This window comes from Sphingomonas sp. 1185, assembly GCF_040544655.1.
Classification (GTDB): domain Bacteria; phylum Pseudomonadota; class Alphaproteobacteria; order Sphingomonadales; family Sphingomonadaceae; genus Sphingomonas.
Genome location: NZ_JBEPKL010000039.1, coordinates 18019 through 31528, shown reverse-complemented (window position 1 = coordinate 31528; position 13510 = coordinate 18019). Strand labels below are relative to the sequence as shown.

The window sequence follows — 13510 nt, the reverse complement described above, 5'->3', positions numbered from 1 at the left end:
GGCGCCCACCCCCCGGGGTGGGTGCTTGGGGGGGGGGTGGTGGCCCTCTTAAATGGGGGGTTGGGGGGGGGGGGGGGGGGGGCCCCCCCCCCCCCCCCCCCGGGGGGGGGGGGGGGGGGGGGGGGCCCTCGCCACTGGCCTTGCGTTTGCGGAAGCGCCCCACCCCCGACCCCTCCCCTGAAGGGGAGGGGAGAATGGCGGCGTCAGCGCGTCGCCGTCACGAAATAGTCGAGCGCGGTCGAGTCGCTGACCATGAACCCCTTGGTCGGCGAATAGCTCAGCCCGCGCACGTCGCGTACCGTCAGTCCCGCCTGGGTCAGCAAGGCGGTCAGTTCGTCGGGGGTCAGGAATCTCGACCAGTCATGCGTGCCCTTGGGGATCGCACCCGTCCCCTCCGCCAGCGTGATCAGCGCCAGTTTCGACAGCGGCGTGCGGTTGGGCGTCGACAGGATCATCAGCCCGCCGGGCGCCAGCGCATCGGCCAGGCCGCGCACGAAGCGCGCCGGATCGGCGACATGCTCGATCACCTCCAGCGAGGTGACGAGGTCGAACGTCTCGCCCGCCAGCCCCTCGACGCTGCCCGCGCGGTAATGGATCGCCAGGCCCGATTGCGCGGCATGGGCGGCGGCGACCGCGACATTCTCGGTCGCTGCGTCCAGCCCCGTCACCTCCGCGCCCAGGCGCGCCAGCGGCTCGCACAGCAACCCCGCCCCGCATCCGACATCGAGCGCGCGCTTGCCCGTCAGGGGGGTGAAGCCCTGTCCGTCGGCATCCCAGTGCAGATCGATCTGCTCGCGGATATAGCGCAGGCGCGGCGGGTTCAGCCGGTGCAGCATCGCGCTCGACCCCTTGGGGTCCCACCACTCGGCCGCCATCTTTCCGAAATGTGCGGCTTCGGCGCCGATAATGGTAGAATCGTTCAAATGGCTTGCGTTCGTCATGGGGGCTACCTATCAGGACCGCCGTTTTACCCCAAGGAGATTGGCAAAAACCGCATGGCCCGTATCGTGATGAAGTTCGGCGGCACCTCGATGGCCGGAATCGAGCGCATCCGCAACGTGGCGGCGCGGGTCAAACGCGAGGTGGAGGCTGGGCATCAGGTCGCGGTCGTCGTCTCCGCGATGGCGGGCGAGACCGACCGACTGGTCGGTTTCTGCCGCGAGGCCTCGTCGCTCTACGATCCCCAGGAATATGACGTCGTCGTCTCGGCGGGCGAACAGATCACCAGCGGGCTGCTGGCGATCACGCTCCAGGCGATGGGCGTCCCCGCCCGTTCGTGGCTGGGTTGGCAGTTGCCGATCCACACCGACACGGCCTTCGCCAAGGCGCGGATCGGCGAGATCGACACCACCGCGCTCGACGAGAGCCTGGCGGCGGGTGTGGTCGCGGTCATCCCCGGCTTCCAGGGCGTGGCCGAGGGCAACCGGGTCACGACGCTGGGTCGCGGCGGTTCGGACACCAGCGCGGTCGCGGTGGCGGCGGCGATGAAGGCGGAGCGGTGCGACATCTATACCGATGTCGACGGCGTCTACACCACCGACCCGCGCATCGTGCCCCGCGCGCGGAAACTGTCGAAGGTCACCTATGAGGAGATGCTGGAACTCGCCAGCGTTGGCGCCAAGGTGCTCCAGACCCGCTCGGTGGGTCTGGCGATGAAGGAACAGGTGCGCGTGCGGGTCTTGAGCTCGTTCGACGACGCACGGGACGAAGACGGACATCGCGGCACGTTGATCGTGGGCGAAGAGGAAATCGACGATATGGAACGCCAGCTCATCACCGGCATCGCGCATGACAAGAACGAAGCCAAGATCACCCTGACCGCCGTGCCCGACCGCCCCGGTTCGGTGGGCGCGATCTTCGCGCCGCTTGCGGACGCAGGCATCAACGTGGACATGATCGTCCAGAACATCGCGCATTCGACCGGCTCGACCGACGTGACCTTCACGGTCCCTTCGGCGGACCTCGCCCGCACCCTGGACGTGCTGGAAAAGGCGAGCGGTGACATCGGCTATGCCAAGATGGTCCACGACACGCGCGTCGCCAAGATCTCGGTCGTCGGCGTCGGCATGCGCAGCCATGCGGGTGTCGCCTCGACCATGTTCCAGACGCTGGGCGCGCGCGGGATCAACATCCTCGCCATCACCACCTCGGAGATCAAGGTCAGCGTGCTGATCGAAGAGGACTATACCGAACTGGCGGTGCGCGTGCTGCACACCGCCTACGGTCTGGACGCCGAGGCGGCGTAACGACCCGACCGATGCCCCGTCGCCCCAGCGAAGGCTGGGGCCTCTGGCCCGGGTTCGATCCGGCCAGCCAAAGATCCCAGCCTTCGCTGGGATGACGGTTATGGGGTATGGGGTTCACGCGAAGCCGCTAAGACGCGAAGCGTAATTAAGAAGAATGGTTCGCGCGGAGGCGCGGAGGCGCGGAGGTGGTGTATCCGGCCGCGCCGCCGCTCCTTTTTCAACCATCGCTGATGAAGTGATGGCGCTGCCGCGCGCAGATCATCTCCGCGTCTCCGCGTCTCCGCGCGAACAAAACTCTTCTTCGCGTCATCGCGCCTTCGCGTGAACCAAATCTTGCCGTCCGCCGCGCTCCACGGCATGGAGCGCCGATGACCGACACCCTCAACACCACCACCGGCGAACAGCGTCTCGCCACCCGCATGGCGCGCGGCGCGGAATTTCTCGGCGCCGACATGGCGATCATGGCGGGTGCCATGTCCTGGGTGTCGGAGCGCAACCTTGTCTCCGCCATGTCCAATGCGGGCGGCTTCGGCGTGATCGCGTGCGGCGCGATGACGCCGGAACTGCTCGACACCGAGATTGCCGCGACCAAGGCGATGACCAGCCGCCCCTTCGGCGTGAACCTGATCACCATGCATCCGCAGCTGTTCGACCTGATCGCGGTGTGCGGCCGTCACCAGGTCGGCCATGTCGTGCTCGCCGGCGGCCTGCCCCCCAAGGGCGCGCTGGAGGCGATCAAGGAAACCGGCGCGAAGGTCATCTGCTTCGCCTCCGCGCTTTCCCTGGCCAAGAAGCTGATCCGTTCGGGCGTCGACGCGCTGGTGATCGAGGGGATGGAGGCGGGCGGCCATATCGGCCCCGTCTCGACCAGCGTGCTGGCGCAGGAAATGCTGCCCGAGATCGCGGCCCAAGTCCCCGTCTTCGTCGCGGGCGGCATCGGCCGGGGCGAGGCGATCGCCGCCTATCTCGATATGGGCGCGGCGGGCGTCCAGCTCGGCACGCGCTTCGTCTGCGCGACCGAATCGATCGCGCATCCCAATTTCAAGAAGGCGTTCATCCGCGCCTCGGCCCGTGATGCGGTCGCGAGCGTGCAGATCGACCCGCGCCTGCCGGTCATCCCGGTCCGTGCGCTCAAGAATGCGGGCGGCGAACTCTTTACCGCCAAGCAGCGCGAAGTCGCCCAGTCGCTCGACGAGGGCAAGGTCGCGATGGCCGAGGCGCAGCTCCAGATCGAGCATTACTGGGCGGGCGCGCTGCGCCGCGCGGTGATCGAGGGCGATGTCGAGCATGGCAGCGTGATGGCGGGCCAGTCGGTCGGCATGGTCACGAAGGAAGAGCCGATCGCCGACATCCTGGCGCAACTGATGGCCGAGGCCGCCGCCGCGCTGGTCGCGCGCACGGCCTGATCCTCCCCGTGCCGGGGAGGATTTCCAACCCTCGGACATAAGGCTCGCTTCATCGCACGGGTTACGACGCGTTAACCTTGATTGGGCATGACGTCTTCAACAGCCGGGGGCGGGGTTTTCCGAGGATCAGGGTCATGGCGAGTTTGCGTGTTGTATCGGGTATCGCGATCGGTCTCTCGCTGGCGGGATGTACCGCGCGCGAAACCGCCAAGGTCGCGCCGCCGCCGGTGATGGTGCCCGCCCCGCCGCAGGTCGCGCGCGCGCCGCTGCCCCCCGGCGCCACGCCGGGGATGCGGATCCCCGCGCTGCTGCCCGACGGCAATTACGCCACGCCCAACCGTGCGCTGACCAGCGCGGCGACGATCTGGCATCTGCGCTCGGCGCTGAACGTCGCGGCGCTGGCCTGTCGCGGGCCGGACGAGGGGCTGATCGTCACCCGCTACAACACCATGCTGACCACGCGGAAGATCGCGCTGGCCGCCGCCGAGAAACGCTATTCGGCCGAATATCAGGCGCAGGGCGGCGACTGGCGCGACCGCTATGACGATGCGATGACCCGGCTGTACAATTTCTTCTCGACCACCCCGGTGCGCAAGGGCTTCTGCGCCGCCGCCGATGCGGTGCTCGCCGATATCAGCAATGCGCCCACCGACGATTTCGAAACCGGCGCGGCGGCGCGGCTGGACCGGCTGGATGCGCCGTTCATCGCCTTCTTCCGCGCCTATGATGCATGGCGCGCGGGGACGATGGTGCCGGTGCAGCGCACGACCGCGCCGCTCGCCATCGCCGCACAGGCCAATCCGCCGGTCGCGCAGGCCGGGGTGAGCGGCCCCGTGCTGTCGAGCCAGCCGGTCCCCGCCGCCAAGCCCTATGCGCCGCCGGTCATCAACCCGCCGTCGCTGAAGGTCGATTCCGCCGCGCTGCAATAAGCGCGGCTCACTCCGCGATCCAGAAGAGCGACTCGACCGGCCGACCCAAGGCACGTGCCAGTTTGAGCGCGAGCAGGGTCGATGGCTGGAAGACGCCGTTTTCCACCGTATTGATCGTCTTGCGGCTGACCCCGATCGCCTCGGCGAGACCGCCCTGGGTCAGCCCCACCGCCTCGCGTGCGGCCTTCAGGTCGTTGCAAAGCGTCTCGTTCATCGGCTGGCGCGCAGCTCCAGCGTGGCGAAGGCGATCAGCGCGGCCATCAACCCGGCGGTGATGACGATGCGGCCCGTCATGATCGCGTCGACAGGCTGGAATGTGGCCACCGTAATCGTCAGGGCAGAGGCTAGCAGCATCGCCCAAAAACCGGCGGCAAGGCTCGACCGTCGGTGATCGCGGGTCGTCTCGTCATTGAGTAGGGCGGCCATGCCGTTCCATTTCCAAAGCCGGAAGGGCGCGCTCGTCAGGTTGAGCGCGGCGGCACCGACCATGACGAACCAGGGAATGAGGCGGGTGGAAGCGCCATCGAGATGCTGGGGAGATGTCATGGCCGACATCAATAGGCAAAGCGCCAAAAGGTAGAAGACGATCGCCCGGTCTCGGGTCTTCCGCTCTGCTTTCTCCACAAGATTCATGACCACCTCCTGTAACCTATAGGTGTCATGTAACCCGTAGGTAACAGGCGAGCAAGTGCCTTCCTTCCCCCGGACGGATAGGTTAACGGGCGGTCACCATGACGGTGACGGACGACGACCAGCCGAGGGGCGGCCGCTTCGAGGGGCACGAGCATCGCTTTGCGGTGCGCGTCTATTTCGAGGATACCGACCTGTCGGGCGTGGTCTATCACGCCAACTATCTCCGCTACATGGAGCGCGCGCGCTCCGACATGCTGCGGGTCGCCGGGATCGACCAGCGCGCCGCGCATGAGGCGGGGCAGGGCGCCTATGCCGTCACCGACATCGCCATCCGCTATGCCGCCTCCGCGCGGCTCGACGACGATCTGGTCGTCACGTCGCGGCTGATCCAGGTCAGTGCGGTTCGCGTCGTCATTCATCAGACAGTCAGGTGCGGCGCGGTCATGCTGACCGACGCGCGTGTGACCGTCGCATGGGTCGGCCCGAACGGCCGCCCGCGACGCCAGCCCGCCGACTGGATCGCCATCTACCAACGCCTTGTCTGGCAAGGGGACACCCAACACCCATGAATCCCGTCTTCAACATGGATGCCGCCAGTTTGTCGCCCGTCGCGCTGTTCCTCCACGCCGACTGGGTGGTGAAGTTCGTGATGATCGGACTTTTGCTGTCCAGCATCTGGACCTGGACGATCATCGTCGCCTTTTCGCGCAAGCTGGCGCGCACGAAGAAGGGCATGACCCGGTTCGAGCGCGATTTCTGGAAGGCGGAGGATATCGACGCCTTTCACCGGATGGAGCAGGACAGCGAACTGCCCTCCGCGCGGGTCTTTTCGGCGGGCGTGCAGGAATGGCGTCGCTCGACCGCGGGCGGGCATATCGACCGCGACGGCACGCGCGAACGGCTCGCCACCGCGATGGGATCGGCGGTCGCGGGTGAGATCGACAAGCTGTCGGACCGGCTGAACGTGCTGGCGACGGTCGGCTCGGTCGCGCCGTTCGTCGGCCTGTTCGGTACCGTCTGGGGCATCATGCGCAGCTTCACCGGCATCGCGCAGGCGCAGAACACCTCGCTGGCGGTCGTGGCGCCCGGCATTTCGGAGGCGCTGTTCGCCACCGCCATCGGCCTGTTCGCCGCCATCCCGGCGGTGATCGCCTATAACCGGTTCAGCCACGGGGTGAACAAGGTGGAGGCGTCGCTCAACCGCTTTGCCGATGGGTTCCACACCACGCTCAGCCGCCAGCTCGACTCGGCACGCTGAAGGGGTACGGGCGATGGCCATGAACCTTCCCTCCCGCTCCGGCCGGGGGCGCCGCGCGCCGATGGCGGACATCAACGTCACGCCCCTGGTCGACGTGATGCTGGTGCTGTTGATCATCTTCATGGTGACCGCGCCGCTGCTGACCACGGGCGTGCCGGTCAACCTGCCCGACAGCCGGGCCAAGGCGCTGGACCAGGAGCAGAAGCCCGAGCAGATCGCGATCGACGAGCAGGGGCGGCTGTTCCTGAACGACGATGAGATCAGCGATGCCGACCTGCCCGCGCGGCTGGATGCGATCGCCGCGCGGAAAGGCGCCGATGGGCAGGCGCCGCAAATCTATCTGCGCGCCGACCGGGCGCTGGATTACGGCCGGGTGATGCGCGTCATGGGCGAGCTGAACCGCGCCGGGCTGAACCGCGTGTCGCTGGTCACCGTGGAAGGTGGCGCGGGCGAGGGAACGGGCCAGCGCTGATGGAGCGTGGCGAGCGGACGGGATTGGCGATAGCGGTCGCAGGGCATCTCGTCCTGTTCGGCCTGTTGTCGGTCGGCTTTCTGGCGACGCCGAATCCGGAAAAGCTGAAGGTCACGCCGATCGACATCTCGCTGGTCAAGGATGTCGCGCTGGACGCGGCGTCGCCGACCCCCAACCAGCAGGCCGCCCAGTCGATCGCCCCCGAAGAGGGCGCGCCGGAAGACGCGGCCCCCCCCGAGCCGGTCGAGGCCGAGCCCGCGCCGCAGCCTGCGCCGCCACCGCCCGCGCCCCAGCCGCAACCGCAGCCCAAGCCCCAACCGCGTCCACAGCCGAAACCCGAACCGGCCAAGCCCGAGCCGCGTCCCGAGCCCAAGCCGCAACCCAAGCCCGCCCCCAGACCGGCGGAAAAGCCCAAGCCCAAACCGCCCGAGCCGCGCCCCAGGCCGCAACCGGCCAAGCCTGCGCCCGCCAGGCCCGCTCCGGCCAAGCCGACGCCTGCGGCCAAGCCCGCACCGGCGGCGCGGCCCAGCCGGTCGGAGGGCAAGCCCGCCGCGACCAGGCCGACCACCCCGGCGCGCGGCAGCGGCAAGAGCGAGACGGCGACCACGACCCGCCCGCGCGGCTCGCATCTGGGCGCCGACTTTCTGAAGGGGCTGTCGGCCGATCCGTCGCCCTCCAGGTCGCAGGCGGCGCCCGCCGCCCGGATCGGCGCGCAGCAACTGGCGAACATCGCCTCGGCGATCCTGCGTCAGGTCCAGCCCTGTGCGAACCGTCAGGTGACGCCGGGGCCGGGCGCCGAGCGTATCCGCGTCGCGATCAACCTGCATCTCAACAAGGACGGCAGCCTGGCCGCCGCGCCGCGCGTGGTCGGGCATAGCGGTGTCGATGGCGAGAACGAACGCTATGTCGACCGGGTCGACGATCTGGCGATCGCCACCTTCAAGGGATGCTCGCCGCTGCGCGGGCTTCCCGCCGAGCTGTACGACGTGCCGGGCGGGTGGAGCAATTTCACGCTGCGCTACAAGTTGCCGGGTTGAGGATGGCCGGTCCGTCCTTTCGCCCGCGTCCGGCGGTGGCCGCGCCCCCGAAAAAACGGGGCGTGGGATCGTTGGCATGATGACGACAGTTTTCAGAAACTGTCCATTGGATGACAGGCCGTCCGCGCTTTATGGAGCGCAAGGCGGCTGGAGCGATACGCGTTTCCGTTTCAGTTACCCGGGTTGAGGATCTGTTTATGCCCCGTTCCCTGCTGACCCTGCCGCTCACGCTGGCCCTGGCGGCCAGTGCCGTCGGCGCGCAGGACGTGCCCGCGCCCGCGCCCCAGGAACAGCCCGCGGCCTCCGCGCCCGCCGGGCAGCAGCCCGCGGCCGCGCCCGCCAATGGCCAGGAAGGGCTGGTCGTCGATGTCGAGGGCGGCATCTCCGCGCCGATGCCGATCGCGATCCCGGCGATGCCGACCAGCGCGGTGGTGCAGACGGCGGCGGGCACGACCGATGTCGTCGGGCAGGAACTGTCCAAGATCATCACCAACGACCTGCGCAATTCGGGGCTGTTCACGCCGGTCCCGCCCGCGCAGCTGCGCACCGTGTCCTTCCCGGAAGTGACCGCGCCTGCCTTCGACTATTGGAACGGCACCGGCGCGCAGGCGCTGGTCCAGGGCTATGTCCGCGCCAATGGCGACGGGACGCTGACGGTCGGCTGCTACCTCTATGACGTGCTGGCCAAGAGCGAGCTGGCGCGGCAGGGCTTCGTCGTGTCGCCGGGCGACTGGCGGCGGGCGGCGCACAAATGCGCCGACACCATCTATACCAAGCTGACCGGCGAAGGCCCCTATTTCGACAGCCGGATCGTCTATGTCTCCGAGACGGGGTCCAAGGCACGGCGGATCAAGCGGCTGGCGATCATGGACCAAGACGGCGCCAATCACCGCTTCCTGACCAACGGCCAGTCGATCGTGCTGACCCCGCGCTTCGCGCCGAACCAGCAGTCGATCGTGTACATGTCCTATGTCGACAAGCGGCCCGCCATCTATGTCTATGACATCGGTTCGGGCCGTCAGCGGCTGGTGGTGCAGAATGCCGCGACGACCTTCGCACCGCGCTTCTCGCCCGATGGCCGCTGGATCCTGTTCTCGATGGCGCAGGGCGGCAATACCGACATCTACCGCGTCTCGGCGCAAGGGGGCACGCCGCAACGGCTGACCAACGCGCCCGGCATCGATACCGGCGGCAGCTATTCGCCCGACGGCTCCAAGATCGTCTTCGAGAGCGATCGTTCGGGCGGGCAGCAAATCTATGTCATGAACGCGGACGGTTCCAACCAGCAGCGGATCAGCTTCGGCGGTGGCCGCTATGCGACGCCGGTCTGGAGCCCGCGCGGCGACCTGATCGCCTTCACCAAGCTGGGCGGCGCGTTCCGCATCGGCATCATGAATCCCTCGGGCGGCGGTGAGAAGCTGTTGACCAACAGCTGGCAGGACGAGGGGCCGAGCTGGTCCCCCAATGGCCGCGTCATCACCTTCCAGCGCTCGACACAGGGGGCGTCGGGCAAGGCGGATGTGTGGATGGTCGACCTGACCGGGGTGAACGAACGTCGCATTCCGACGCCGCTCGACGGCTCGGACCCGGCCTGGGGGCCGTTGCGGCCGTAATGGGGTATAGGGGTTTCAGTTTCGGGGGCGAAACGAACCAAAAGGGAGTGACAGTCCAGTGACCAAGATCAAGACCACCCTGCTCGTCGCCACGATGGCGCTGGCCATCGCCGGTTGCGCCAAGAAGCGGCCCGCCGTCCTGCCGCCCGCGCCGGTCGACCAGAATGCGGCGACCGACCCCAATGCGGGCCAGACCACCCCGACCGACGGCGCGATCGTCCCCGGCTCGGACGCCGACTTCAAGCGCTCGGTGACGTCGAACACCATTCACTTCGGGCTCGATCAATATGATATCGACCCCGAGTCGCGCGCGATCCTGGACAGCCAGGCGGCCTGGCTTCAGCGCTATCCCAATGTCCGCATCACCATCGAGGGGCATTGCGACGAGCGCGGCACGCGCGAATATAATCTCGCGCTGGGCGATCGTCGTGCGAACGCGGCCAAGAATTATCTGGCGGCGCGCGGCATCTCGCCCGACCGGATGAACGTCATCAGCTATGGCAAGGAACGCCCGATCGCGCTCGGCTCGGACGAGGCGAGCTATGCGCAGAACCGCCGCGCGGTGACCGTGGTCCTGAGCTGACGATCGTCATTCCGCCCCATCTCTGATGGGGAGGGGGACCGCGCCCGAAGGGCGTGGTGGAGGGGCTTGGCCCGTCCGTCTTTGCCCCTCCACCACCGGGCTGACGCCCGGCGGTCCCCCTCCCCAAGCATAGCTTGGGGAGGAATGGAATGCGGTCGGCGCCATACCCCCAAAACCTCCGTTCAGCCTGAGCGAAGTCGAAGGCCACGGGACTCGTTCTCGGCAAGGTCCGGGGCGTGCACTTCGACTTCGCTCAGTGCGAACGGATATTGGGTGCTTAGCCTCTGAAGGCTTGGTTCAGCAGCTTCGCCAGCCGCAACCCGCCCCGCTTCACCTGCTCGCGCTCGACCGGGGCCATCGCCCGGATTGCGGCGTCATCCATCGTCATATGCGCCGGCGTCGGCTGGCAGGGATCGCCGCCCATCGCGGCGGCATAAGCGCGCTTGGCGACCGCCCAGTTCTCGCGGCTCCAGGCCATCACGCCGCCCGCCGCCTCGCGCCGCCGCACGGCTGCCGGATAGGCGCGGACCAATTTGGGGGGCGTCGAGATCGCTCGCTCGGCGAGCAGTCCGTCCCAGATCGAATGCAGGTTCAGCCGCGCGGTCGCATAGTCGCCATAATCGACATGGGTGTCGTTGCCGCCCTTGTCGCCCTTGTCCCCGGCATGGAGCGGCTGGTGCAGGTCGCCGACGAAGTGGACGAGGAAGGCCAGCGCCATCACCCGGTCCTTATCGCTGGCGCGCTTGTCCTTCAGGATCGCGAGCTGGCGCGGGATCTGCGCCGATACGCAGTCCCCGCTGTCGCAGGCGGGGGGCAGGCGAAAGGGCTGGCAGATGTCCACATTCTGATAATGCCAGCTATAGGCATAGCCGAAGCGCGACTTGCCGTTTTCGTCCTTCAGCGGCTTGACGCAATCGGGCCAGACGCTGGCCTCCTCGATCGTCCGGACCGGGCAGCTCGGCGTGTCGAGCTCGCCTTGCGCGCGCAGGACCCGGCGGATTTCGGCGCGGGCATGCGGCGTGATGTTGGCCCAGGCGATGGCCGCCACCGTCTGATGTCCATAGTCCCAATAGGCGGCGGCGGGGGAGGTGAGGAACGACGCCGCGATCATCGCGACGAACAGGCGCAAGTGCTTCATGGCGCGGGTTTTATCCCTCGTCAGCGTAGATCGCCACCCTGTGTTCGCCGCCACTCGTCGCACGGCCGCGATACATGCCTGCGGTCGTCATGCTCCATGCGATCGCGCCATCGGGCCCGGCCAGGATGGTGCCGCCGGTGCCGCCCAGCGCCTTCACCTCGGCCAGCACCGAGTCGGCGGCGGCCTGGAGGCCCTCGCCGGTGAAGCGGCGACGCCCGGCGATCTCATGCCCCACGCCGACCCGGATGAAGACCTCGCCCGAGCCGGTGCACGATACCGCACAGGCTCGGTCGTCGGCATAGGTGCCCGCACCGATCAGCGGCGAATCGCCGATCCGGCCCCAGCGCTTGCCCGTCACCCCGCCGGTCGAGGTGGCGGCGGCGACATGGCCCCGGGCGTCGCAGGCGACCGCGCCGACCGTGCCGTATTTCATGTCGCTGTCGAACGCATCGGCGCCGCGCGACAGCAGCTCGTCGAGCTGGCGGCGGCGCTCGTCGGTGTGGAACCAGGCGGGGTCGACCTGCTCCAGCCCCTGGTCGACCGCGAATCGGTCCGCGCCCTGCCCGGCCAGCAGGACATGCGGGCTGGCCTCCATGACCTTGCGCGCCAGCGTCACCGGGTTGCGGGTCCGCGTCACCCCCGCGACCGAGCCCGCCCGCCGGTCGCGTCCGTCCATGATCGCGGCGTCCAGTTCGTTGGTGCCGTGCTGCGTGAAGCAGGCGCCGCGCCCGGCGTTGAAATGGGGATCGTCCTCCAGGACGCGCACGGCCGCCTCGACCGCGTCCAGCGCGCTGCCGCCCTCCGCCAGTACCGCCGACCCGGCCTTCAGCGCGGCGTCGAGCCCGGCACGCGCCCCGGCATCCTGTTCGGGGGTCAGGACATCGCGGGTGATCCGGCCCGCGCCGCCATGGATGACCAGCGACCAGGATGCGGACATGGGGAAACTCCGATATTTGAAGGGGACAGGCTTTGCGCCCGAGCCCCTATCAGATCGTCGCTTTCCCGCCATCCCCCGGACGCAGCCCGATCAGCGGGCGAAGCCAGCGCAGCTTGCGGCCGACCAGATAAAAGGCCCAGCAGCCCGCCACCGTCGCCGCCACCAGGATCGCGGCATCGACCGCCAGCGGCCAGCCCAGCCTGCGCAGGCCCAGCGCGACGAGGATGATGATCGTCTGGTGGATCAGATAGAAGGGGAAGACCGCCTCGGTCAGCGTGCGGCGCCACGGATGGTCGCGGTTCCAGAAACGCTCGGCCAGCCCGATCAGCGCGACGACCGCCATCCAGCCCTGCACCGCGCGTGCGCCCGCAAAGACGATGCCCAGCCCCGCGGGCGCGCCCGCCAGCCCCGGCCAGCGCCACTCCAGCGCGGCGGCGACCGCATAGCTGGCCAGCGCGATGGCCGCCGCGACGATCCAGCCGCGCCGGAAACTGCCCAGCACCCGCTCCGACCCCGCCATGCCGAAGCCGAAGAGCAGCGCGGGGAAATAGACGGCATGCGCCAGCCCGTCGTCGATCAGGCCATGCGTCTCCACCCCGCCGGGGAACAGGCGGATATCGACCAGCAACAGCCACAGCACCGGCAGCACCGCGCCGCCCCATCCGCCGAACACCCGGTCGAACAGCGCCTGCGCCCTGCCGCCGAACCGGCCGCCCACCGCCAGCAGCATCGCCACCGCCATGGTATAGGCCCACAGATAGGCGACGAACCACAGATGGTTCCAGGCGGGCGTCGGCACCACCCCGCCGATCAGCCGGAAGCCCAGCCAGTCGTGCAGCCAGAAGGTCGCATAGGAGCCCGGATAGCCATATTTGCTGACCAGCTCGGCCCAGATCTGCGGCGGCACCAGCACCGCGATCCCGAACGCCAGCGGCACGAGCAGCCGGATGCTCCGCCCCCGTGCGAAGCTGGCGATCGAGGGATGCCGGACCGCCAGTGCGCGGGTCGCATAGCCCGATACGACGAACAGCAGCATCAGCCGCCACGGATTGCTCGCCAGCATCGGGATCGCGACCCAGGGCAGCCGGGCGAGCTGCACATGGAAGCCCCACGGCACGAAGACCATGCCGATATGATAGAGGATCAGGATGGCGAAGGCGCCGATGCGCAGCCAGTCGAGTCCATAATGGCGGGGGATAGGGGCGGCGGCGGTCATTCTTTGCCCGGTCTGGTACAGCACTGACTTTGAACCGCAACG

General features: G+C 68.4%; 15 protein-coding genes. 9 read left to right on the top strand and 6 right to left on the bottom strand.

Features of this window, described 5'->3' with window-relative positions:
- Positions 1 to 203 precede the first annotated feature (203 nt).
- A complete protein-coding gene (gene ubiG, locus ABIC44_RS18255) occupies positions 204 to 941 on the bottom strand; it encodes a bifunctional 2-polyprenyl-6-hydroxyphenol methylase/3-demethylubiquinol 3-O-methyltransferase UbiG (RefSeq protein WP_354296843.1) in 738 nt (245 codons plus the stop codon).
- 54 nt (positions 942 to 995) lie between these two features.
- On the opposite strand from ubiG, the gene ABIC44_RS18250 reads away from it, so the two are divergent.
- The 3 genes from ABIC44_RS18250 to ABIC44_RS18240 all read left to right on the top strand — a co-directional run bounded on the left by ABIC44_RS18250 (position 996) and on the right by ABIC44_RS18240 (position 4581).
- Positions 996 to 2246: an aspartate kinase gene (locus tag ABIC44_RS18250; protein WP_294233037.1), complete on the top strand. Its 1251-nt coding sequence runs from the start codon at positions 996 to 998 to the stop codon at positions 2244 to 2246.
- Positions 2247 to 2614: 368 nt separating this feature from the next.
- The gene (locus ABIC44_RS18245) at positions 2615 to 3652 is read left to right on the top strand and encodes an NAD(P)H-dependent flavin oxidoreductase (protein WP_354296842.1); all 1038 of its coding nucleotides are present in this window, start codon (positions 2615 to 2617) and stop codon (positions 3650 to 3652) included.
- Between the two features lie 134 nt (positions 3653 to 3786).
- Positions 3787 to 4581: a hypothetical protein gene (locus ABIC44_RS18240; RefSeq protein ID WP_354296841.1), complete on the top strand. Its 795-nt coding sequence runs from the start codon at positions 3787 to 3789 to the stop codon at positions 4579 to 4581.
- Positions 4582 to 4588: 7 nt separating this feature from the next.
- Here the strand turns inward: ABIC44_RS18240 and ABIC44_RS18235 are convergent, their stop codons facing one another.
- Both ABIC44_RS18235 and ABIC44_RS18230 read right to left on the bottom strand, forming a co-directional pair.
- Positions 4589 to 4795 (bottom strand): helix-turn-helix transcriptional regulator, encoded by a 207-nt coding sequence (locus tag ABIC44_RS18235; RefSeq protein ID WP_076714458.1) that lies wholly within the window; start codon positions 4793 to 4795, stop codon positions 4589 to 4591.
- On the bottom strand, positions 4792 to 5214 hold the full coding sequence (locus ABIC44_RS18230) for a hypothetical protein (protein ID WP_354296840.1): 423 nt from the start codon (positions 5212 to 5214) through the stop codon (positions 4792 to 4794). Before ABIC44_RS18230 ends, ABIC44_RS18235 begins: the two co-directional genes overlap by 4 nt.
- A gap of 98 nt (positions 5215 to 5312) precedes the next feature.
- Here ABIC44_RS18230 and ABIC44_RS18225 point away from each other — a divergent pair, with 98 nt between their 5' ends.
- The 6 genes from ABIC44_RS18225 (at position 5313) to pal (ending at position 10177) form a co-directional block, all read left to right on the top strand.
- Entirely contained in the window at positions 5313 to 5783 is a 471-nt protein-coding gene (locus ABIC44_RS18225; RefSeq protein ID WP_354296839.1) for a YbgC/FadM family acyl-CoA thioesterase, read from the top strand.
- On the top strand, positions 5780 to 6472 hold the full coding sequence (gene tolQ / locus ABIC44_RS18220) for a protein TolQ (protein WP_307101463.1): 693 nt from the start codon (positions 5780 to 5782) through the stop codon (positions 6470 to 6472). The genes ABIC44_RS18225 and tolQ overlap by 4 nt, the downstream gene beginning before the upstream one ends.
- Before the next feature lie 13 nt (positions 6473 to 6485).
- A complete protein-coding gene (tolR, locus tag ABIC44_RS18215) occupies positions 6486 to 6944 on the top strand; it encodes a protein TolR (RefSeq protein ID WP_309700294.1) in 459 nt (152 codons plus the stop codon).
- The gene (tolA, locus tag ABIC44_RS18210) at positions 6944 to 7981 is read left to right on the top strand and encodes a cell envelope integrity protein TolA (protein ID WP_354296838.1); all 1038 of its coding nucleotides are present in this window, start codon (positions 6944 to 6946) and stop codon (positions 7979 to 7981) included. Before tolR ends, tolA begins: the two co-directional genes overlap by 1 nt.
- A gap of 197 nt (positions 7982 to 8178) precedes the next feature.
- Positions 8179 to 9594 (top strand): Tol-Pal system beta propeller repeat protein TolB, encoded by a 1416-nt coding sequence (tolB, locus tag ABIC44_RS18205; protein ID WP_354296837.1) that lies wholly within the window; start codon positions 8179 to 8181, stop codon positions 9592 to 9594.
- 58 nt (positions 9595 to 9652) lie between these two features.
- Positions 9653 to 10177 carry a peptidoglycan-associated lipoprotein Pal gene (gene pal / locus ABIC44_RS18200; protein WP_307101455.1) on the top strand — a complete coding sequence of 175 codons (525 nt, stop codon included), beginning with the start codon at positions 9653 to 9655 and terminating at the stop codon, positions 10175 to 10177.
- A gap of 277 nt (positions 10178 to 10454) precedes the next feature.
- Here pal and ABIC44_RS18195 read toward each other — a convergent pair whose 3' ends face one another.
- The 3 genes from ABIC44_RS18195 to ABIC44_RS18185 are packed head-to-tail and all read right to left on the bottom strand — an operon-like array spanning position 10455 to position 13468.
- Positions 10455 to 11315 carry a S1/P1 nuclease gene (locus tag ABIC44_RS18195; protein WP_354296836.1) on the bottom strand — a complete coding sequence of 287 codons (861 nt, stop codon included), beginning with the start codon at positions 11313 to 11315 and terminating at the stop codon, positions 10455 to 10457.
- Between the two features lie 10 nt (positions 11316 to 11325).
- A complete protein-coding gene (locus ABIC44_RS18190; RefSeq protein ID WP_354296835.1) occupies positions 11326 to 12252 on the bottom strand; it encodes an isoaspartyl peptidase/L-asparaginase family protein in 927 nt (308 codons plus the stop codon).
- A 49-nt stretch (positions 12253 to 12301) separates the two neighbouring features.
- Positions 12302 to 13468, bottom strand: a complete 1167-nt coding sequence (locus tag ABIC44_RS18185; protein ID WP_354296834.1) for an acyltransferase family protein — start codon at positions 13466 to 13468, stop codon at positions 12302 to 12304.
- Between the last annotated feature and the right edge of the window lie 42 nt (positions 13469 to 13510).

Excerpts from the sequence above, each read along its gene's own strand:
- ubiG (WP_354296843.1), bottom strand. The coding sequence starts at position 941 with ATGACGAACGCAAGCCATTTGAACGATTCTACCATTATCGGCGCCGAA.
- ABIC44_RS18250 (WP_294233037.1), top strand. The coding sequence starts at position 996 with ATGGCCCGTATCGTGATGAAGTTCGGCGGCACCTCGATGGCCGGAATC.
- ABIC44_RS18245 (WP_354296842.1), top strand. The coding sequence starts at position 2,615 with ATGACCGACACCCTCAACACCACCACCGGCGAACAGCGTCTCGCCACC.
- ABIC44_RS18240 (WP_354296841.1), top strand. The coding sequence starts at position 3,787 with ATGGCGAGTTTGCGTGTTGTATCGGGTATCGCGATCGGTCTCTCGCTG.
- ABIC44_RS18235 (WP_076714458.1), bottom strand. The coding sequence starts at position 4,795 with ATGAACGAGACGCTTTGCAACGACCTGAAGGCCGCACGCGAGGCGGTG.
- ABIC44_RS18230 (WP_354296840.1), bottom strand. The coding sequence starts at position 5,214 with ATGAATCTTGTGGAGAAAGCAGAGCGGAAGACCCGAGACCGGGCGATC.
- ABIC44_RS18225 (WP_354296839.1), top strand. The coding sequence starts at position 5,313 with ATGACGGTGACGGACGACGACCAGCCGAGGGGCGGCCGCTTCGAGGGG.
- tolQ (WP_307101463.1), top strand. The coding sequence starts at position 5,780 with ATGAATCCCGTCTTCAACATGGATGCCGCCAGTTTGTCGCCCGTCGCG.
- tolR (WP_309700294.1), top strand. The coding sequence starts at position 6,486 with ATGGCCATGAACCTTCCCTCCCGCTCCGGCCGGGGGCGCCGCGCGCCG.
- tolA (WP_354296838.1), top strand. The coding sequence starts at position 6,944 with ATGGAGCGTGGCGAGCGGACGGGATTGGCGATAGCGGTCGCAGGGCAT.
- tolB (WP_354296837.1), top strand. The coding sequence starts at position 8,179 with ATGCCCCGTTCCCTGCTGACCCTGCCGCTCACGCTGGCCCTGGCGGCC.
- ABIC44_RS18195 (WP_354296836.1), bottom strand. The coding sequence starts at position 11,315 with ATGAAGCACTTGCGCCTGTTCGTCGCGATGATCGCGGCGTCGTTCCTC.
- ABIC44_RS18190 (WP_354296835.1), bottom strand. The coding sequence starts at position 12,252 with ATGTCCGCATCCTGGTCGCTGGTCATCCATGGCGGCGCGGGCCGGATC.
- ABIC44_RS18185 (WP_354296834.1), bottom strand. The coding sequence starts at position 13,468 with ATGACCGCCGCCGCCCCTATCCCCCGCCATTATGGACTCGACTGGCTG.